This is a genomic window from Clavibacter sp. (genome assembly GCF_014802555.1).
GTDB lineage: Bacteria > Actinomycetota > Actinomycetes > Actinomycetales > Microbacteriaceae > Clavibacter > Clavibacter sepedonicus.
Genome location: NZ_JAAVCB010000135.1, coordinates 1 through 19,932 on the forward strand (window position 1 = coordinate 1; position 19,932 = coordinate 19,932).

At 72.0% G+C, this 19,932-nt stretch carries 17 protein-coding genes and 1 pseudogene; 6 read left to right on the plus strand and 12 right to left on the minus strand.

Annotation, left to right across the window (positions count from 1 at the left end; all coding sequences use genetic code 11):
* Positions 1–360: pseudogene (locus tag HDR73_RS14845) on the minus strand (hypothetical protein); the annotation flags it as partial.
* Between the two features lie 167 nt (positions 361–527).
* On the minus strand, positions 528–2,030 hold the full coding sequence (gene guaB, locus HDR73_RS14850) for an IMP dehydrogenase (protein WP_012297977.1): 1,503 nt from the start codon (positions 2,028–2,030) through the stop codon (positions 528–530).
* Positions 2,031–2,306: 276 nt separating this feature from the next.
* Between guaB and HDR73_RS14855 the strand changes: the two genes are divergently transcribed.
* The 4 genes from HDR73_RS14855 to HDR73_RS14870 are packed head-to-tail and all read left to right on the plus strand — an operon-like array spanning position 2,307 to position 6,377.
* A complete protein-coding gene (locus HDR73_RS14855) occupies positions 2,307–3,728 on the plus strand; it encodes a branched-chain amino acid ABC transporter permease (protein WP_041464334.1) in 1,422 nt (473 codons plus the stop codon).
* A 6-nt stretch (positions 3,729–3,734) separates the two neighbouring features.
* Complete coding sequence (locus HDR73_RS14860; protein WP_012297975.1) at positions 3,735–4,706, plus strand: branched-chain amino acid ABC transporter permease; 972 nt, start codon at positions 3,735–3,737, stop codon at positions 4,704–4,706.
* A complete protein-coding gene (locus tag HDR73_RS14865) occupies positions 4,699–5,622 on the plus strand; it encodes an ABC transporter ATP-binding protein (RefSeq protein ID WP_012297974.1) in 924 nt (307 codons plus the stop codon). Before HDR73_RS14860 ends, HDR73_RS14865 begins: the two co-directional genes overlap by 8 nt.
* Positions 5,619–6,377 (plus strand): ABC transporter ATP-binding protein, encoded by a 759-nt coding sequence (locus tag HDR73_RS14870; protein ID WP_041464333.1) that lies wholly within the window; start codon positions 5,619–5,621, stop codon positions 6,375–6,377. The genes HDR73_RS14865 and HDR73_RS14870 overlap by 4 nt, the downstream gene beginning before the upstream one ends.
* Positions 6,378–6,520: 143 nt before the next feature.
* Here HDR73_RS14870 and HDR73_RS14875 read toward each other — a convergent pair whose 3' ends face one another.
* The 3 genes from HDR73_RS14875 to groES form a co-directional block, all read right to left on the minus strand.
* Entirely contained in the window at positions 6,521–7,801 is a 1,281-nt protein-coding gene (locus tag HDR73_RS14875) for an ABC transporter substrate-binding protein (RefSeq protein WP_012297972.1), read from the minus strand.
* Between the two features lie 178 nt (positions 7,802–7,979).
* Positions 7,980–8,933 carry an EamA family transporter RarD gene (gene rarD, locus HDR73_RS14880; protein ID WP_012297971.1) on the minus strand — a complete coding sequence of 318 codons (954 nt, stop codon included), beginning with the start codon at positions 8,931–8,933 and terminating at the stop codon, positions 7,980–7,982.
* A gap of 132 nt (positions 8,934–9,065) precedes the next feature.
* Complete coding sequence (gene groES, locus HDR73_RS14885; protein ID WP_012039257.1) at positions 9,066–9,362, minus strand: co-chaperone GroES; 297 nt, start codon at positions 9,360–9,362, stop codon at positions 9,066–9,068.
* A gap of 145 nt (positions 9,363–9,507) precedes the next feature.
* Here groES and HDR73_RS14890 point away from each other — a divergent pair, with 145 nt between their 5' ends.
* Positions 9,508–10,710, plus strand: a complete 1,203-nt coding sequence (locus tag HDR73_RS14890) for a class I SAM-dependent methyltransferase (protein ID WP_041464332.1) — start codon at positions 9,508–9,510, stop codon at positions 10,708–10,710.
* A gap of 89 nt (positions 10,711–10,799) precedes the next feature.
* Here the strand turns inward: HDR73_RS14890 and HDR73_RS14895 are convergent, their stop codons facing one another.
* From HDR73_RS14895 to glmS, 7 genes are all read right to left on the minus strand, one after another.
* On the minus strand, positions 10,800–11,225 hold the full coding sequence (locus tag HDR73_RS14895) for a DUF4190 domain-containing protein (protein ID WP_012297968.1): 426 nt from the start codon (positions 11,223–11,225) through the stop codon (positions 10,800–10,802).
* A 104-nt stretch (positions 11,226–11,329) separates the two neighbouring features.
* Entirely contained in the window at positions 11,330–12,949 is a 1,620-nt protein-coding gene (tsaD, locus tag HDR73_RS14900; protein WP_012297967.1) for a tRNA (adenosine(37)-N6)-threonylcarbamoyltransferase complex transferase subunit TsaD, read from the minus strand.
* Positions 12,946–13,563: a tRNA (adenosine(37)-N6)-threonylcarbamoyltransferase complex dimerization subunit type 1 TsaB gene (gene tsaB, locus HDR73_RS14905; protein ID WP_012297966.1), complete on the minus strand. Its 618-nt coding sequence runs from the start codon at positions 13,561–13,563 to the stop codon at positions 12,946–12,948. The genes tsaD and tsaB overlap by 4 nt, the downstream gene beginning before the upstream one ends.
* A gap of 9 nt (positions 13,564–13,572) precedes the next feature.
* The gene (alr, locus tag HDR73_RS14910; protein ID WP_012297965.1) at positions 13,573–15,309 is read right to left on the minus strand and encodes an alanine racemase; all 1,737 of its coding nucleotides are present in this window, start codon (positions 15,307–15,309) and stop codon (positions 13,573–13,575) included.
* Positions 15,306–16,463, minus strand: coding sequence for an alanine racemase (gene alr / locus HDR73_RS14915; RefSeq protein WP_012297964.1), 1,158 nt, complete (start codon positions 16,461–16,463; stop codon positions 15,306–15,308). The genes alr (HDR73_RS14910) and alr (HDR73_RS14915) overlap by 4 nt, the downstream gene beginning before the upstream one ends.
* On the minus strand, positions 16,460–16,819 hold the full coding sequence (locus HDR73_RS14920; protein WP_012297963.1) for a holo-ACP synthase: 360 nt from the start codon (positions 16,817–16,819) through the stop codon (positions 16,460–16,462). The genes alr (HDR73_RS14915) and HDR73_RS14920 overlap by 4 nt, the downstream gene beginning before the upstream one ends.
* Before the next feature lie 10 nt (positions 16,820–16,829).
* Positions 16,830–18,680 carry a glutamine--fructose-6-phosphate transaminase (isomerizing) gene (glmS, locus tag HDR73_RS14925; RefSeq protein ID WP_012297962.1) on the minus strand — a complete coding sequence of 617 codons (1,851 nt, stop codon included), beginning with the start codon at positions 18,678–18,680 and terminating at the stop codon, positions 16,830–16,832.
* 88 nt (positions 18,681–18,768) lie between these two features.
* Between glmS and coaA the strand changes: the two genes are divergently transcribed.
* Positions 18,769–19,728 carry a type I pantothenate kinase gene (coaA, locus tag HDR73_RS14930; protein WP_012297961.1) on the plus strand — a complete coding sequence of 320 codons (960 nt, stop codon included), beginning with the start codon at positions 18,769–18,771 and terminating at the stop codon, positions 19,726–19,728.
* The last annotated feature ends 204 nt before the right edge of the window (positions 19,729–19,932 follow it).

Here is a 19,932-nt window from a genome sequence, read left to right on the forward strand (position 1 = left end):
CACCGCCTGCGGCCACGGCGTGACGCGCGGCAGGCCGTGCACGGCGGCGGCCGAGGCGCCGCCGACCACCACGGGCGCCGGGGACACCCGGGCGAGCGCGCGGATCCGCAGCAGGTGCCGCTCGCACGCCGTCACCGCCTCCCAGGCCGCGCGCTCCACATGGACCCCGGCCCGCACCCGCACGAGCTCGCCGCGGGCCTCCGCCCGGGCGACGGCCGCGGCCTCCGCGCGCTCCTCCTCACGCACGGCTTCCGTGGGCGACACGGGCAGGATCCCCGAGAGAATCAACGCCACCCCGGGTGGCCCGAGGGTCGCGGCCTCGAGCGGACGGACGGCGGGCGACGGCGGGGTCGGTTGCATGCGGGCAGTGTCGCGCCGCGAGCGGGCCGGGGACCCGCCCGGCAGCGACCCGCCGGGCACGCGGCCGGAGGCGGGTCCTGTGAGGGAGCCCCCGCACGCGCGAGGGGCCGGTGCGCACGGCACCGGTCCCTCGTCACCACCGCGCGGGATCCGCGCGGCTCACCTCATCAGCGCCGGTAGTTGGGCGCCTCGACCACCATCTGCACGTCGTGCGGGTGCGACTCCTTGAGCCCGGCCGCCGTGATCCGCACGAAGCGCCCGCGGTCCTTGAGCTCGCCGACCGTGCGGGCGCCGACGTAGAACATCGACTGCCGGAGGCCGCCGGTGAGCTGGTACACGACGTTCGCGAGGGATCCGCGGTAGGGGACCTGGCCCTCGATGCCCTCGGGGATGAGCTTGTCGTCGTTCGGCACGTCGGACTGGAAGTAGCGGTCCTTCGAGTACGAGGTCTTCGAGCCGCGGGTCTGCAGGGCGCCGAGCGAACCCATCCCCCGGTAGCTCTTGAACTGCTTGCCGCCGACGAACATGAGGTCGCCGGGGCTCTCGTCGCAGCCCGCGAGCAGGCTGCCGAGCATGACGGTGTCGGCGCCGGCGACGAGCGCCTTCGCGATGTCGCCCGAGTACTGCAGGCCGCCGTCGGCGATGACGGGGATGCCCGCGGCGCGCGCGGCGAGCGACGCCTCGTAGACCGCGGTGACCTGGGGGACGCCGACGCCCGCGACGACGCGCGTGGTGCAGATCGACCCGGGGCCGACACCCACCTTGATCGCGTCCGCTCCCGCCTCGATGAGCGCCTGCGCGCCCGAGCGGGTGGCGACGTTGCCGCCGATCACATCGACGTGCGACGTGGCCGGGTCGGACTTCAGGCGGCGGATGATGTCGAGCACGCCCTTGCTGTCGCCGTTGGCCGTGTCGACCACGAGCACGTCGACGCCGGCCTCGACCAGCGCGAGCGCGCGCTGCCACGCGTCGCCGAAGAACCCGATGGCCGCGCCGACGCGGAGGCGCCCCTCGGCGTCCTTCGTCGCGTCCGGGTACTGCTCCGACTTGTCGAAGTCCTTGACCGTGATGAGGCCGCGCAGCTTGCCCTGGTCGTCGACCAGCGGGAGCTTCTCGATCTTGTGCTCCGCGAAGATCGCGATGGCGTGGTCGGGGTCGATGCCGACCTGGCCCGTGATGAGCGGGGTGGGGGTCATCACGTCGCGCACGAGCGTCGTGGCAGCCTGCACGGGCGAGACGAAGCGCATGTCGCGGTTCGTGATGATGCCAACGAGCGTGCCGTCGGACTCGACGACCGGGAGGCCGGAGACGCAGAACTGGCCGCAGAGCGCGTCCACCTCGGCGACCGTGGCGTCGGGGCGCGTGGTGACCGGGTTCGTGATCATGCCCGACTCGCTGCGCTTCACCTTGTCGACGAAGGCGGCCTGGTCCTCGATGGAGAGGTTGCGGTGGATGACCCCGAGCCCGCCCTGACGCGCCATCGCGATGGCCATGCGCGCCTCGGTGACGGTGTCCATCGCGGAGGAGAGGAGAGGAGCGGCGACGGTGATGTTGCGCGTGAGGCGGGACGTGGTGTCCGCCTCGCTCGGGATCACGTCGGTGTGCCCCGGCAGGAGCATCACGTCGTCGTAGGTGAGGCCGATGACGCCGAACGGGTCGGACTGGTCCAATTTCCCTCCAGGGGGATGTGAGGCGGATGGGGCACCCGGGGGACCGCGTCGGCAACCGGTGTACCGATGTTAACGGTGCGCACCCACCCGCATTCCCCACATATCACGTCTCCACGCCGCACACGCCCGAAACATCCAGGACATAATCAGCACGTACTGTCAACCAACGTCGTCCTGACGGTAGTCGCGGTGCCTGTGCGGATGTACCCGTCGCACGGCTCCCCCTATGGAGGTCTAGTGATAGCGACTGGTTCGGCCGGAGCACGCGCGCAGCGCATGTGGGCCCTGATTCTCGCGGTGGCGTTCGCCTGCACCGCACTTCTCCTCTCGTCCCCGTCGGCGGCGCACGCGGATCCACGCGCCGCGCCCCAGGCGGTCGACCCGGCGTCCGCCGAGCAGTCGCTGCTCGTGTGGGTCCGGGCGGACGCCGACAATGCGGGCATCGCCGGTGTCACGGTGAAGGTCTCGGGCGGCGGCGTCGAGGCCACCGGCACGACCGGCGCGGACGGCAAGGCCGAGGTCGGCCTCAGCGCGCCGGGCTCCTTCACGGTCGAGGTCGACGAGTCCACCATCCCCGAGGGCGCCGGGGTGCCCCGGGCGGGCTCCAGCCCCCGCGAGATCGACGTCGCCGCAGGCAACAAGAACGTCCCGGCCTTCTTCTTCATCGCCCCGGACGGCGCGGCCAGCGGTGCGGCGGGTTCCACGCCCGCGCCGAGCGCCAGCGACGACGCGGGCACATCCACCGGCGGCGAGACCGCCGCGCCGGACACCGAGACGGGCGCCGTCAGCGGCACCGCGGAGCCCGTGACCGAGAACAACTTCTGGAAGATCTTCTGGCCCAAGGTCGTGACGGGCCTGATCTTCGGCCTGCTGCTCGCGCTCGCCGCGATCGGCCTCTCCCTCATCTACGGCACCACGGGCCTCAACAACTTCGCGCACGGCGAGCTCGTCACCTTCGGCGCGCTCATGGCCTACCTCTTCAGCAACGTGCTCGGCCTCAACCCGGTGCTCGCGATCATCATCACGGTCGTCCTCGGCGGGGCCTTCGGGTTCGTGCAGGACGCGGCGATCTGGAAGCCCCTGCGGCGGAGGCGGCTCGGGCTCGTGCCGCTGATGATCGTCACCATCGGCCTGTCGCTCGCCCTGCGCTACACCTTCCAGTTCATCTTCGGCGCCGACCGGTTGACGCTCCCGAACAGCTCGGCGCCGTTCCTCGTCGTCGGGCCCGTCAGCCTCAAGTTCACCGACGTGGTCGGCGCGATCGTCTCGATCGTGCTGCTCGTCGCCGTCGCGTACGTGCTGCTCTACACGAAGATCGGCAAGGCCACCCGCGCCGTCTCCGACAACCGCTCGCTCGCGGCCGCGTCGGGCATCGACGTGGAGGGCGTGATCCGCGTGGTCTGGATCGGCGGGGCCGCGCTGGCCGCGCTGTCCGGCGTCTTCATCGCCTACTACCAGTCGCTGCGCTGGGACACGGGCGCGTCCATCCTGCTGCTCGTCTTCTCGGCCGTCGTCCTCGGCGGACTCGGCACGGCGTTCGGCGCGCTCATCGGCTCGATCGTGATCGGCGTCTTCATCAACGTCAGCACCATGGTCCTGCCCGAGAACATGAAGTACGTGGCCGCTCTCGTGGTCATGATCGTCATCCTGCTCGTCAGGCCCCAGGGCATCCTGGGTCGGAAAGATCGGATCGGTTAGCCGCGCATGAACTCCAACTTCATCTTCCTGGCGCTCGGCGAGATCTTCTCGCCGACCACCGCGGCGTACGCGCTCGCGACCGTCGGCCTCGTGATCCACTTCGGCTTCACGGGCCTGCTGAACTTCGGCCAGGCCGGCTTCATGGCTATCGGCGGATACGCGTTCGCCATCACGGCGGTCATGTACGAATGGCCCGTCTGGGCGTCGCTGCTGGCGGCGATCGTCGCCTCCACCGTGTTCGCGCTGATCCTCGGCATCCCGACCCTGCGCTTGCGGGCCGACTACCTGAGCATCGTGACCATCGCCGCGGCCGAGATCATCCGGTTGAGCGTCAAGACACCCGAGTTCTCGTCGGTCACCGGCGGCTCGGAGGGCATCAACGGCGCGGCAAACGGCTTCAACGCGCTGAACCCGCTGCCCGAGGGCCGCTTCGGCGCCGGCGTCCTCACCTACTCCTCCGACCAGTGGTGGATCCGCATCGTCGGCTGGGGCCTCGTCGGCATCGCCTGCCTGCTGGTGTTCCTCCTCATGCGCAGCCCCTGGGGCCGCGTGCTGAAGGGCGTGCGCGAGGACGAGGACGCGGTCCGCGCGCTCGGCAAGAACGTCTACTCCTACAAGATGCAGGCGCTCGTGCTCGGCGGCGTGTTCGGCGGGCTGGCGGGCGTGGTCTTCATCCTCCCCAGGTCGCTGCAGCCGGACAACTACGGCACGCAGCTCACCTTCTTCCTCTACACGATCATGCTGCTGGGCGGTGCGGCCACGATCTTCGGGCCGGTCATCGGCTCGATCATCTTCTGGGTCACGCTGTCGCTCTCGGACGGCCTGCTCAGCCTCGCCGTGACCAACGAATGGCTGCCGCTCTCGAGCACGCAGCAGGGCCCGATCCGCTTCATCATCGTGGGCGTCGCGCTCATGCTGCTCGTGATCTTCCGACCACAGGGCATCTTCGGGAAGAAGAAGGAGACGCACTTTGCCTGACAAGACCCCGGTGGCATCCATCCTCGACGGCGACGCCGGGCCGGGATGCGCCAAGAAGGACCCCATCATCGTCGCGCACGGCGTCAGCCGGCAGTTCGGCGGCCTCAAGGCGGTCGACGTCGACCACCTCGAGATCCCGCGCGGCTCCATCACGGCCCTCATCGGCCCGAACGGCGCCGGCAAGACCACGTTCTTCAACCTGCTGACCGGCTTCGACAAGCCCAACACCGGCACGTGGGAGTTCTCGGGGAAGGACCTCGCCGGCATGAGCGCCTACCGCGTCGCCCGGCTCGGCATGGTGCGCACCTTCCAGCTCACCAAGGCACTCGGCGGCATGACCGTGCTGGAGAACATGCGCCTCGGTGCCACCGGCCAGGGCGGTGAGAGCTTCTTCTCCGCCCTGATCCGCCCCCTCTGGCGCAAGAAGGAGGAGGAGATCACGGAGCGCGCCCGCGGGCTCCTGCGGAAGTTCAAGCTCGACACCAAGGAGGAGGACTACGCGGACAGCCTCTCCGGCGGTCAGCGCAAGCTCCTCGAGATGGCGCGCGCGCTCATGACGAAGCCCGACCTCGTGATGCTCGACGAGCCCATGGCCGGCGTCAACCCGGCGCTCACGCAGTCGCTGCTCCACCACATCCTCGACCTCAAGACCGAGGGCATGACCGTGCTGTTCGTCGAGCACGACATGCACATGGTCAACGAGATCGCCGACTGGGTGGTCGTCATGGCCGAGGGCCGCATCGTCGCCGAGGGCCCGCCCTCGACCGTGATGAGCGACCCGGCCGTCATCGACGCCTACCTCGGCGCCCACCACGACACCGACCTCGGCACCCTCACGGGCCAGCGCGAGGTGGCGAAGGACATGGAGTCCGACCTCGTCAAGGACGAGATCGAGAAGGAAGCGGCAGACAAGTGACGATCGAGCGGGTCCTCCAGACCACCGACCTCCACGCGGGCTATCTGCCCGGGGTCAACATCCTCAACGGGTGCAACGTGCACGTCGACAAGGGCGAGCTGGTCGGCATCATCGGCCCGAACGGCGCCGGCAAGTCCACGCTGCTGAAGGCGATCTTCGGGCAGGTGAACGTGCGCGGCGGCAGCATCGAGCTGAACGGCCAGGACATCACGGGCCTCAAGGCCGACAAGCTCGTCACGCGCGGGGTCGGCATGGTGCCGCAGAACAACAACGTGTTCCCCACGCTCACGATCGACGAGAACCTGCAGATGGGCGCCTACCAGAAGCCCAAGATGTACAAGGAGCGGCTGGCGTTCGTCACCGACCTGTTCCCGGAGCTCGGCAAGCGGCTGAAGCAGCGCGCCGGATCCCTCTCGGGCGGCGAGCGGCAGATGGTCGCCATGTCGCGCGCGCTCATGATGGACCCGACGGTGCTGCTCCTCGACGAGCCGTCCGCCGGCCTCTCCCCCGTGCGCCAGGACGAGACGTTCATCAACGTCGCGCAGATCAACCGCGCGGGCGTCTCCGTCATGATCGTGGAGCAGAACGCCCGCCGCGCCCTGCAGATCTGCGACCGCGGCTACGTGCTCGACCAGGGCAAGGACGCGTACGAGGGCCGCGGGCGCGAGCTCATGAACGACCCGAAGGTCATCGAGCTGTACCTCGGCACGCTCGCGGCCGACCAGGAGAAGGCCAAGGCGGCACCCCAGCCCTGATCCCGGCTCACGCACGACACGACGCGGCATCCCCCGGGGTGCCGCGTCGTCGTGTCCGGGGTGCATGCGACGGCATCGGCACCCGGGACGCCGAAGGGCCCGGTCCATGCGGACCGGGCCCTCAGCCGTGCGTGGTGCGGGTGCTAGTCGAGCTTGCCGTAGACCTGCTCGGAGAACGTCGCCTTGTTGCCCGTGCCGTACTTGTACACGGAGACGTACGCCTCGGTCGGGTCGCCGTTCTCATCGAACGTGATCGGCCCGGAGATGCCGTCGTAGTCGATGTCGGTGCCCGCCTCGATGAGCTTGGCGCAGTCCGCGAAGGTCGTGCACTTCGTACCGCCCTCCGAGACCGACTGGAGGTTGTCCTTCAGCGTCGGGCCGTCGGTGGCCTTGCCCTGGAGCGCGGCGAGCGCGAGGAGCGTGGTGCCGTCGTACGACTCCGCGGCATAGCTGAAGACCGAGAGGGCGGGGTCGCCGTCGGCCTTCACCATGTCCTGCAGGCGGCCCTGGAAGTCCTCCTTGGCCTCGACGCCGGGGTTCGTGAACTGCGCACCCGCGATGTCGACGTTGGTGTCGGTCTCCTTGATGACGCCGTAGTTGCCGTCCGTGCCGTAGAAGTTGCTGAAGTCGAAGCCCTTCGACGCCAGCTGGTCGGCGATGGTCTTGATCTCGTCGAAGGAGATGACGACCAGGGCGTCCGGGTTCGGCGCGAGAACCGACGTGATCGCGCTGTTGAAGTCGGTGCTCGACGGCTCGAAGGTGGCCTCGGCGGCGATGGACGCGCCACCGGCCTCGAGAGTCTTCTTGATGTTCTCGCGGAGGCCCTTCCCGTACGCGTCGTTCATGTAGAGGATCGAGACGTTCGTCTTGCCGTCCTGCAGGATCTTGTTGCCGAGGATGCGGCCCTGGAGCACGTCGGACGGGGCGGTGCGCCAGTAGTAGCCGTTGTCCTTGTACGTGCTGAACTCCGGAGCCGTGTTCGCCGGCGAGAGCTGGACGACGTTCGCCGACACGACCTGGTCGATGAAGGTCTTCGAGACACCCGAGGACGCGGCGCCGATGATGGCGCTGTTCCCGTCCGCGATGAGCGACGTGGCCGACTGGCTGGCGATGTCGGTGGTGGCGTCGCCCGAGTCCTTGTCGGTCACGGTCATCGTGATGCCGGCCTTGGCGGCGTTGATGTCGTCCTCGGCGAGGTGCACGCCGGCGAACTCGGGCGGGCCGAGGACCGCCAGGCTGCCCGTCTGCGGCAGGATCGTGCCGACCTTGAGGTCCAGGCCGCCGTCGCCCGTGGTGCCGCCTCCATCGCCGCTGCCGCCGGAGCAGCCGGCGAGGACGAGGGCGCCGGCCACCGCGATGGTGACGGCGCTGAGGGCGGTGCGGGATCGTGAGCGGGAGGCCGAAGCCCTGCCGAATGCGCTCATGGTGCTCCTTATGGATGTGTGTGGTGATGCTCGGGAATGTGATGCAGGAGGCACGCGAATGCGCGCCTCGCCTGGTGCGACCCTATGGCGCGGATGAGACGGGCACAATGCATCGGCATTTCCGTCGTGTAACGCGACCCGATCGTTACCATTCACGGAATGCGCGACGGGATCCGAATCAGATGCCGTCCACGACCGCCGGATCCATCTGCCGACGCACCACGGGAGTGATCGGCCTGCGGGACGCGCGGACCATGTCGATCGTGAGCAGCACGAGCGCCGCCCAGACGATCGCGAATCCGGCCCACCGCTCGGGCGGCATGGCCTCGTGCAGCACGAACACCCCGAACGCGAATTGCAGCAGCGGGGCCAGGTACTGCGTGAGCCCGATCACGGAGAGCGGCAGGCGTCCGGCGGCGAATCCGAACGGCAGGAGCGGGCCCGCGGTGACGACGCCCGTGCTGACCAGCAGCAGCGTGTGGCCGGGCGACACCGTGCCGATGGTGAGCCCGGCGCCCGCGCCCGTGATCACGAGCATGGCAGTCGCGGCCGGCACCAGCCACGCGGTCTCGAGCGCGAGGCCGGAGAGCGCGTCCGCGCCCCCGCTCACGCGCTTCTTCACCAGCCCGTAGAGCCCGAACGACCCGGCGAGCGCGAGCGACACCCACGGCAGCTGCCCGTAGCCGACGGCGATGACCGCCACCGCGACGGCCGAGAGGCACACGGCGGCCCACTGCAGCGGGCGGAGGCGCTCGCGCAGGAGGATCACGCCGAGCAGCACCGTGACGATCGGGTTGATGAAGTACCCCAGCGCCGTCTCGACGACGTGGCCGGAGAGCGTGCCGTAGACGTAGACCGTCCAGTTGACGAGGATCAGGTGCCCGGCGAGGCCGAGGCCCAGGAAGATGCGCGGGCGGCGCACGATGGCGACCACGCGCGACCAGCGCCGGGCGGCCGTGATGACGATCGCGCAGACGACGAGCGAGAAGAGGATCCGCCAGCCCACGATCTCGAACGCGCCGGCCGGCACGAGCAGCAGGAAGAAGACGGGGAGGACGCCCCACAGGCCGTACGCGCCGACGGCGGCGATCAGGCCGGTGCGGGTCGAGGACTCCGGGGTGGGGCGCGTCACCTCACGAGGCTAGCGCCGCGGACGCGGGATGCCCGCGATGGCGGGTGGGGCGCGGACGCACGAGAGCCCGGCCGAATCGTGTCGGCCGGGCTCCCGGGTGGTGCGGTGGTGCGGTGTCGCTGAGGCGGAGCGTCAGCGCTCGATGACGGCGAGCACGTCGCGCGCCGAGAGGACGAGGAGGTCCTGGCCGTCGTACTTGACCTCGGTTCCGCCGTACTTGGAGTAGATGACCTTGTCGCCCACGGCGACGTCGAGCGGGACGCGGTTGCCGTTGTCGTCGATGCGGCCGGGGCCCACGGCCACGACCTCGCCCTCCTGGGGCTTCTCCTTGGCGGTGTCGGGGATGACCAGACCAGACGCGGTGGTCTGCTCGGCTTCGACCTGCTGGATGACGATGCGATCCTCGAGCGGCTTGATGGAGACCGACACGGTTGACCTCTTCCTTCTTGGCGTACGGGACAAGACTGATTGGCAATCCCCAGGGGAGAGTGCCAGGTGAGATTCTACGGGCCGCGCTTGCACTCGCGCAACGCGAGTGCCAATCGGTGCAGAGGTGCCCCGGTACGGTGGGCGGATGGATCAGACCGACCTCCGCGAGGTGCTCTCGCTCGAGGGGCTCCGCCTGCTCGACTCCCTCCCCGAGCCCGCGCCGGGGGACGACATGGTGCGGATGGTGAGCGCGCTGCGCGGTGAGGGGTACTCCCCCGCGCTCGTGCGCGCGGTCCTCACGCAGTCGCGCCTGCGGGCCCGGGCCAGGGCGAAGTTCGGCGACTTCGCCGCGCGCATGCTCTTCACGGAGGCGGGGCTCGAGCAGGCGACCCGGCTGCCGGTCGCCGCGCAGCACGCGGGGCGCTTCCAGCAGGCGGGCGTGGCGCACGTCGCCGACCTCGGCTGCGGGATCGGCGGGGACGCGATGGCGATGGCGGCCATCGGGATCCGCGTCACGGCCGTCGAGCGCGACGAGGTGACCGCCGCGGTCGCCGGATGGAACCTCGCGCCGTTCCCCGAGGCCGAGGTCGAGCAGGGCACGGCGGAGGCCTTCAGCGCCGGTCGCGTCGACGGCGTGTACCTCGACCCCGCCCGGCGCACCGACGGGCACTCGTCGACCCGCCGCATCTCGGATCCGGACGCCTACTCCCCCACGCTCTCCGCGGCGTTCGAGCTGGCGGCGGGACGGGCCGCGGGCATCAAGCTCGGGCCGGGCCTCGACCGCGACCTCATCCCCGCGGAGGCGGAGGCGCAGTGGGTCTCGGTCGACGGGCAGGCCGTGGAGATGGGCCTCTGGTTCGGGCCGACCCGGCGCGACGGCGTGCGACGGGCGGCGCTCCTGATCAGCAGCGGATCGCAGGCGGAGCTGACGTCGGCGGCCGACAGCGAGGATGCCGAGCTCGGCGAGCTGGGCGAGCACCTGTACGAGCCGGACGGGGCGGTGATCCGCGCACGGCTCATCGGCGACCTCGCGCGGTCGCTCGACGGGCGCATGGTCGGTGAGGGCATCGCGTGGATCACGTCCGACCGGGAGCAGGCGACGCCGTTCGCGCGCGGCTTCCGGGTGCGCGAGGTGCTGCCGCTCGACGAGCAGCGGCTGAAGCGGGAGCTGCGGGCTCGTGGGATCGGCACGCTGGAGATCAAGAAGCGCGGGGTCGACGTGGATCCGGCGCGGCTGCGGACGCGGCTGCAGCTGAAGGGCGACGGCTCGGCGACGCTCATCGCGACGCGGGTCGGCGGGCGACGGGTGGCGATCCTCGCGGACCGGCACGGGGTCGACGCGGGCTGAGGCGGGTCCGTCGGCCCCGGACGCGATGACGCGGCCGCCCCGAGGGGACGGCCGCGACGACGTGATGCGGGTGGTGCGAGCTCTGCGGGCTACGGCGCCGTCGGGATCGGGGTGCCGTTGATCTCGCCGGTCTGGATCGCGGTGTTCACGAACACGACGACGACGAGGACCACGATGATGCTGACGAGCACGCCGACGATGCCGAGGATGATGCCGGTGAGCCAGAAGCCCTTGGTCCCGGGGTTGCGCTTGCGCGCGAGGACACCCGTGATGATCGCCGCGATGCCCACGAAGAACGTGAGGAACCACAGCGGGAGCGACAGGACCACGCACACGATGCCGAGCACCATCGACGTGATGGCGAGGCCCTTCTTGGGCGCACCACCCTGGCCGGGCTGGTACGGCGCCGCGTAGGGCGAGTCGGATCCGGCGGCGGGAGCGGCCGGGTAGGCCGGCTGGCTCGGCGCGGGAGGGAAGCCGTCGTTGGAGCGGTCCGGGTTCTGCGGATCGGTCATAGTCGTTCCTTTCGTCCCTGGGAACATACCGTGCATCGTGCCACGGGATTCTCCTGTTCGGGAAATAGCCGCGAAAGGTCCCCGTAATGGGGGCGTCGGAAGGGTCAGTCGACCTGGACGACGGTGACGGGGAGCGTCGAGTCGGCGCCGAACGCGAGACCGGACGGCGCGCGGCCCGACTCGATGAGGCGCGCGCCGAGGGCCGCGATCATCGCGCCGTTGTCGGTGCAGAGCGACAGGGGCGGGATCCGCAGCTCGATGCCCGCCGCCCGGCACCGCTCCGCCGCCAGCTCCCGCACGCGCGCGTTCGCGACGACGCCGCCGCCGAGCAGCAGGCGCGGGATCCCGTGGTCGACGCACGCGGCGACCGCCTTCGTGAGCAGCACGTCGACGACGGCCTCGCGGAAGCTCGCGGCGACGTCCGCCACGGGCACGGGCTCGCCGGCATCCTGGCGCTTCTCGACCCAGCGGGCGACCGCGGTCTTGAGTCCGGAGAACGAGAAGTCGTAGCGGTGGCGCTCCATGTCCTTGGGGAGGGAGAGGCCGCGCGGGAAGCGGATCGCCTTCGGGTCGCCGTCGGCCGCGACCCGGTCGATGTGCGGGCCGCCCGGGTAGGGCAGGCCGAGCACGCGCGCGACCTTGTCGAACGCCTCGCCCGCGGCGTCGTCGATGGTCTCGCCGAGGAGCTCGACGTCGTCCACCAGGTCGCGCACGAGGAGGAGCGAGGTATGGCCGCCGGAGACGAGGAGCGCGATGCTCGGGGTCTCGAGCGGGACGCCGGGTCTGCCGTCGGTGCTGAGGAGGTCGGCGCCCACGTGGCCGACGAGGTGGTTCACCCCGTGCAGCGGGATGTCGAGGGCCACGGCGAGCGCCTTCGCCGCGCCGACCCCGACCATGAGCGCGCCGGAGAGGCCGGGGCCCGCGGTGACGGCGACCGCGTCGAGGTCGCGGAGGGCGACGCCGGCCTCGGCGAGCGCCGCGTCGATCGCGGGGGTCAGCGCCTCGAGGTGCGCGCGGGCGGCGACCTCGGGCACGACGCCGCCGTAGCGCGCGTGCTCGTCCATGGAGCTGGAGATGACGTTGGCGAGGAGCGTCTGGCCGCGGACGATCCCGATGCCCGTCTCGTCGCACGAGGTCTCGATGCCGAGGACGAGGGGGCCGGCGTCGGGGGCGGCATCCCCGTCGGCGTGCGCTGGCGCGTGCGGGACGGTGGATCCGGCGCGCTCGGCGGGGGCGTCCCGCGGCTCCGCGACCGCGGGCGGCGTCGCGGCGAGGGCGGCGCGCATCACGACGGCGTCGACGTCGTCCGGCTGGTAGTAGTGCGGGCGGACGGCGATGGCCTCGAACCCGAGGGACGCGTACAGGGCCTGCGCGACCGGGTTGTCGGCGCGCACCTCGAGCAGCACCTCGCGCGCACCGCGGGCGTGCGCCTCCGCGACGAGCCGGGTGAGCAGGGCGCGGCCGATGCCGCGGCCTCGGCTGCCGTCGGCGACGGCGATGGTCTGGACGTCGGCGGCGTGCGCGCCGCGCGGGCAGGAGAGGCCGGCGTAGCCGAGGATCGCGCCGTCTGCCTCGTCGACGGCCACGACATACCAGCCGTGGCGAGCGGTCAGCTCGCCGCGCATCGCGTCCGCCGACCAGGCGTCGGAGACGAACGTGGTGGTCTCGAGGTGCATCAGCGCGGGCAGGTCGGCGACCTCCGCGCGGCGGAACAGGACGCTCACGAGGTGACCCGCTTCGGGCCGGCGGAGACGGTGACGTCGGGCGAGCGGAGGTAGAGCGCCTCGTCGGCCGCGAAGGGCAGGTCGAGCTCGTCCATCCGGCGGGCGACCTGCGCGAGGGAGGCCGCGCTCACGGCCGCCGCGTCGATGCGGTGGTCGGCGACCGGCACGTCGTCCGGCTTGCTGAGGCCGGGGCCGGCCGTGCGCTCGGCGACGCCGCCGTCGACGGGCTCGCGGTAGACGGACCAGTACAGCTCGCGGCGGCGCGCGTCGGTGACGACCACGAGGGATCCGGTGCCGCCCGCCGCGTAGTGGTCGTGGGCGACGGCGTCGTGGCTGACCACGGGGATCACGCGCACGTCCAGGCCGGTCGCGAGCACGCGGGCCGCGGCGATGCCGACCCGGAGGCCGGTGAAGGGGCCGGGGCCCATGCCCGCGACGACCGCGCGGACGTCGCAGCGCTCGATGCCGGAGGCGGTGAGGCACTCGTCGAGCAGCGTGCCGATGACCTCGGCGTGCCGCATGGTGTCCGCCTCCTGGCGCTCGGCGAGGACGCGGCCGTCGGGGTCGATGACGGCGACGCCCGTGCCTGCGGAGGTGTCGATCGCGAGGAGCACTGGACGAGTCTAGGCGCGGGGGCGCGCGCGGAGCCGCCGGATGCGGACGGTGCGGGGCTCCTCCGGGGCGGCGTCCGGGTCGGAGGCGTCGTGGGCGCCGTCATGCCCGCCGTCGGCCGCGTCGGGATCCGCGTCCCCCGCACCCGTGGGCCGCGCGATCGCGAGCTCCCACCACTCCTCCGCGACGCCGTCGAGCTTGCCCTCGCCCCACTCGACCACCACGACGGAGCGCGCGAAGTCGATGTCGAGGTCGTCGAGCTCGCGGGCGTCGGCCAGGCGGTAGGCGTCCACGTGCACGAGCGGTGGACCGTCGACGAGGCTCGGGTGCGTGCGCGCGAGGACGAAGGTGGGGCTCGTGACGGGGCCGCGCACGCCGAGGCCGGCGCCGAGCCCGCGCGTGAACGTGGTCTTGCCGGCGCCCAGCGGGCCGGACAGGACGACGAGGTCGCCCGCGCCCAGCTCGCGCGCGACGGCGCGGCCGAGCTCCTCCATATCGTCGGTGGTGGCGACGGGGACGAGCTCGTCGGAGAGGACCTCGGCGGTCGCGCCGTTGGCGGCGGCGCCTCCGCCGTCCGGGTCGTCGGCGTCCGCCCGCTCGTGCAGGTGCACGCGGTCGACGCGCGGCCCCACCCGGGTCACGATCTCGTCGCCGATGGTCTCGGCCCAGCCGGCCCACTCCTCGGCGGTGGGCTCGCCGCGGTCGCCGGGGCCGAGGATCACCGCGGTGTCGCCGACCTCGACGGGCAGGTCGCCGACGTCGAGCACGAGCTGGTCCATGGCGATGCGGCCGGCGACCGGGAAGCGGCGGCCGTTGAGGAGGACGGAGGCGCGCGGGGCGGCGATGCGCGGGATCCCGTCGGCGTACCCGAGCGGCACGAGCACGAGCGTCGACGGTCCGGCGGTGCGGTGGTCGAGGCCGTACGAGACGCCGTGCCCGGCCTCGACGCGCTTGACGGAGACGACGTCGGCCTCGAGCGTCATCGCGGGGATGAGGCCGAGGTCGCGGCCGGAGCGGTCGTCGAACGGCGAGATGCCGTAGACGGCGATGCCGAAGCGCACCATGTCGAAGCGCGCGGCGGGCAGGCGGATCCCCGCGGAGCTCGCCGCCAGGTGCTTCTCGACCGGACGCGCGCCCAGCTCCTCGGCCACGCGCACGGCCTCGCGGAAGCGGGCGAGCGCGGCGTCGTCGTCCTCGGGAGACGCGTCCGCGAGGTGCGACCAGAGGGCGTGCAGGGTCAGCTCGCCCGCGGAGTCGGCGGCGACGGCGGCGCGCACGAGGTCGGGCCAGAGCTCCGGGGTGGCGCCGTTGCGGCTGAGGCCCGTGTCGGCCTTGAGGTGCACGCGGGCGCGGATCCCCGTAGCGCGCCCCGCGGCGGCGATGCGCTTCAGCTCCCACAGCGCGGAGACGCCGAGGTCGATCTCCTCCTCCACCGCGACGCGGAAGTCGGTGTCGACGCCGTGGAGCCAGGCGAGGAGGCGTGCGTCGATGCCGGCGCGACGGAGCTCGACGGCGGACGCGACGTCGAGGACCGCCAGGCTCTCGGCGCCGGACTCGAGGGCGGCGCGCGCGACCTGCAGCGCGCCGTGGCCGTAGGCGTCGGCCTTCACGGCGACCATGGTGCGCGCGGGGGCGGCGAGCGCCGCGAGCGTGCGGACGTTGTGGCGGATCGCGTCGAGGTCGATCACGGCGCGGCGGCCGGGCGCGACGGGACCGGCCGACGCAGGCGCGGATGCGGGCTCGGTCATGCGGAGTGCCTCCGGGTCACGCGGCCGGCGACGCGCGCGACGATCTCGTAGCCGATGGTGCCGGTCGCCTCGGCCCACTCCTCCACCGAGGGGGCGCCCGTCGCGGGATCCCCGAACAGGACGGCGTCGTCGCCCACCGCGACGGGCCGGCCGTCGACGACGCCGTCGCCCACGTCGACCACGAACTGGTCCATGGCGATCCGGCCGCTCACGCGGAAGCGCGCGCCGTGGATCGCGACGGGCGCGCGGTTGCTCGCGAGCCGGGGCACGCCGTCGGCGAACCCGAGCGAGACGAGCGCGAGGGTGGTCGCGCTGGTGGTGCGGTACGTGTAGCCGTAGGAGACGCCCGTGTCGGCGGGCACGCGCTTGACGGCGACGACGCTGCCGACGAGCGTCATCGCCGGCACGAGGCCGAGGTCGGCCGAGGTGACGCCGTCGAGCGGCGAGATGCCGTAGATCCCGATCCCGAGGCGCACCATGTCGAGGCGCGCCTCGGGTACGCGCAGCGCTCCGGCGGTGGCGGCCAGGTGGCGGATCCCCGGCTCGAGCCCCGCGGCCCGGACGACGTCGACGGCCTCGTGGAACGCGCGGACCTGCGCCCGGTCCTCGTCCTCGCCCGCGTTGGCGAGGTGGCTGAAGACGCCGCCGAGGTGGATCCGGCCCTCCGCGACGAGCGCCGCGACCTCGGCGACGACGCCCGGCCACTCCGCCGGGGTCACGCCGTTGCGGCCGAGGCCGGTGTCGACCTTGAGGTGCACCTCCGCGGTGCGGCCCACGCGACGCGCGGCCTCCGCGGCCTCGCGCACCTGGCGCAGGCTGTTGAGCCCGAGGTCGATGCCGGCCTCGATCGCGGTCGCGAAGTCGGCGTAGGGCGCGTGCATCCAGGTGAGGATCGGCGCCTCGATCCCGGCCGCCCGCAGAGCGAGCGCCTCACGGATGTCGACCACGCCGAGCCGGTCGGCACCGCCCGCGAGCGCGGCGCGCGCCGACGCGACCGCGCCGTGCCCGTAGCCGTCGGCCTTGACCACCGCCATCACGAGCGGCGCGCCCGCCGCGGCACGCAGCGTGCGCACGTTCGTCGAGATCGCCCCGAGGTCGATGCGCGCCTCGCGGCGGAGCGCGGCGGGGACCTGGACGGTCGCCTCGTCGGTCATGCGCCCTCCCCCTCGGTCACGACGAACGCGGTCGCGAGGCCGGCGTCGTGGCTCATGCTCAGGTGGATCCGCGTCACCCCACGCGCGGCCGCGACCCGCGCGACGGCCCCGCCCACCTGGAACGACGGGTCGCCGTGGGCGTCGCGGACGACCTCCATGTCCTGCCAGCTGATGCCGCCGGGTCCGCCGAGCGCCTTGATGAGCGCCTCCTTGGCCGCGAACCTCGCCGCCAGCGAGCGCGTGGGCAGGGACCGCTCGGCGGGCGCGAACAGGCGCGGCACGAGACCCGGAGTGCGCTCGGCGCTCCGGGCGAAGCGCGCCACGTCGACCACGTCGACGCCGATGCCCCTGATCACGCCGCCGCGATCACTCGACGGTGACGGACTTGGCGAGGTTGCGCGGCTGGTCGACGTCGAGCCCCTTTGCGGCGGCGAGCTCCATGGCGAAGATCTGCAGCGGCGTGACGGCCAGCAGCGGCTCGAACAGCGGCGCGGCGAGCGGGATCGGGATGACCTCGTCGGCGTGCGGCAGGACGAACGCGTCGCCCTGCTCGGCGATCGCGATGACCCGGGCGCCGCGCGCGCGGATCTCCTCGATGTTGGAGATGACCTTCTTGTGCAGCGCGAGCTGGTGCACGGGGCTCGGCACGATCACGAAGACGGGCTGCCCCGGCTCGATGAGCGCGATGGGCCCGTGCTTGAGCTCGCCCGCGGCGAAGCCCTCGGCGTGGATGTAGGCGAGCTCCTTGAGCTTCAGCGCACCCTCGAGCGCGACCGGGAACCCGACGTTGCGGCCGAGGAAGAGCACGGCGCGCGTGTCGGCCATCCACTTCGCGAGCTGGCTGATCCTCTCGCCCTGCTCCACGACCGTGGCGAGCTTCTCCGGCACGGCGAGCAGCTCCTCGGTGTTCGCGACGATCTCGTCGGCCGACAGCGTTCCGCGGATGCGCGCGAGGTGCAGTCCGAAGAGGTACAGCGCGGCGACCTGCGCGACGAACGCCTTCGTCGACGCGACCGCGACCTCGGGACCCGCGTGCGTGTAGACGACGGCCTCGGACTCGCGGGGGATGGTGGCGCCCTGCGTGTTGCAGATGGAGAGGACGCGGGCGCCGGCCTCGCGGGCGTAGCGGACGGCCAGCAGCGTGTCCATGGTCTCGCCGGACTGGCTGATGGAGATGACGAGCGTCGTCGCGTCGAGCACGGGGTCGCGGTAGCGGAACTCGTGCGCGAGCTCGACCTCCACGGGGACGCGCGCCCACTTCTCGATGGCGTACTTGCCGAGGATGCCGGAGTAGGCGGCCGTGCCGCACGCGACGATGACGATGCGCGAGATGTCCGCGAGGTCGACCTCGCCGATCGCGTCGAGGTCGGGCAGCACGACGACGCCATCGACGATGCGGCCGCGGAGGGTGTTGGCCACCGCATCCGGGCCCTCGCTGATCTCCTTCGCCATGAAGCTCGACCAGCCGCCCTTCTCGCTGGCGGAGGCGTCCCACGCGATCTCGAACTCGTGCGTCTCCACGGGCGCGCCGTGGAAGTCGGTGACCGTGACGGAGTCGGGGCGGATGGCGACCATCTGGTCCTGGCCGATGGCGACCGCGCGGCGCGTGAACTCCACGAACGCGGCGACGTCGGATCCGAGGAAGTTCTCGCCGTCGCCCAGCCCGATGACGAGCGGGGAGTTGCGGCGGGCGCCGACGACGAGTCCGGGCTGGTCGCGGTGCACGGCGAGGAGCGTGAACGCGCCCTCCAGCCGGCTCACGGTGTTGCGGAACGCCTGCTCCAGGTCCTGCGTGATGCCGTACTCGCGGCCGAGGAGGCGCGCGGCGACCTCCGTGTCCGTGTCGCTCTCGAAGGTGTAGCCGTCCGCGAGGAGGTCGTCCTTGAGCTCCGCGAAGTTCTCGATGATCCCGTTGTGGATGAGCGCGAGCTTGCCGTCGTCGCCCAGGTGCGGGTGCGCGTTGCGGTCGGTGGGGCCGCCGTGCGTGGCCCAGCGCGTGTGGCCGATGCCGGTGGATCCGTTCGGCAGCGGCGACGCCTCGAGGTCCTCGAGCAGGCGGTCGAGCTTGCCGGCGCGCTTGCGGACGCCGAGCGTGCCGTCGGCGTCGAGCACCGCGACGCCCGCGGAGTCGTATCCGCGGTACTCCAGCCTCCGCAGCCCCCCGAGGAGCACCTCGAGGCTCTTGGACTCACCGACGTATCCCACGATTCCGCACATAGGGACCGACTTTACCGTCGCCTCCTCGGGGATCCGTCCGCGCCCTGCGCGCCGGGCGCGCCCCGGGCCAGCCATAGGATGGGACGCCATGGCCGACACCGCGACGGGATCCCCGACGAGCCACGGCCACGTCTCCCCGTTCGTCGAGATCGCCCGCGCCGACTGGGCGGCCCTCGCCCCCGCCACGCACCTCCCGCTGCGGGAGACCGAGCTGGTGCAGCTGCGCGGCATCGGCGACCGCCTCGACATGCGCGAGGTGGAGGACGTCTACCTCCCGCTCAGCCGACTGCTCAACCTCTACGTCACGGGCACGAAGAAGCTGCACCGGGACACGAGCGCGTTCCTCGGCGAGCGCGCGAAGAGCACGCCGTTCATCATCGGCGTCGCGGGATCCGTGGCCGTCGGCAAGTCGACCGTCGCCCGGCTCCTCCGCGAGATGCTCGCGCGCTGGGACGACACCCCGCGCGTCGAGCTCGTGACGACCGACGGCTTCCTGCACCCCAACGCGGAGCTCGAGCGCCGGGGCCTCATGGAGCGGAAGGGCTTCCCCGAGTCGTACGACCGGCGGGCGCTCTTGCGGTTCGTCACGCAGGTCAAGAGCGGGGTGCCCGAGGTGCGCGCGCCGTTCTACTCGCACCTCGCGTACGACATCGTCCCCGGCGCCGAGGTCGTCGTGCGCCAGCCGGACGTGCTCATCATCGAGGGGCTCAACGTGCTCCAGCCGGCGGCATCGGGCGCCAAGCTCGCCGTGAGCGACCTCTTCGACTTCTCGATCTACGTCGACGCCCGCACCCACGACATCGCGCAGTGGTACGAGGAGCGGTTCCTCAGCCTCCAGCGCGGGGCGTTCAGCAACCCGCGCTCCTACTTCCACCGGTACGCGGAGCTCAGCCCGGCCGAGGCGGTGGCGCGCGCACGCGGCATCTGGTCGGCCATCAACGAGCCGAACCTCGAGCAGAACATCCGCCCCACCCGGTCGCGCGCGACGCTCGTGCTGCGGAAGGACGCGGACCACTCGGTCGCGAACGTCCTGCTGCGCAAGCTCTGACGCGGGCGGGCCCGTGCCCGCGGTGGAGCCGGTCGGCCAGGCCGGTCGGCCAGGCGGGTCGAGTAGGCCGGTCGGCCAGGCGGGTCGGCTAGGTGTAGTTCCTGGGGAGGTTGTGAACGCTGGGGCGGATAGCGAAGACCTCCGGGACGATGTGGGTTACCACACTCATCAACGTCCACGGAGGTCTTCGTGACTCACGCTAAC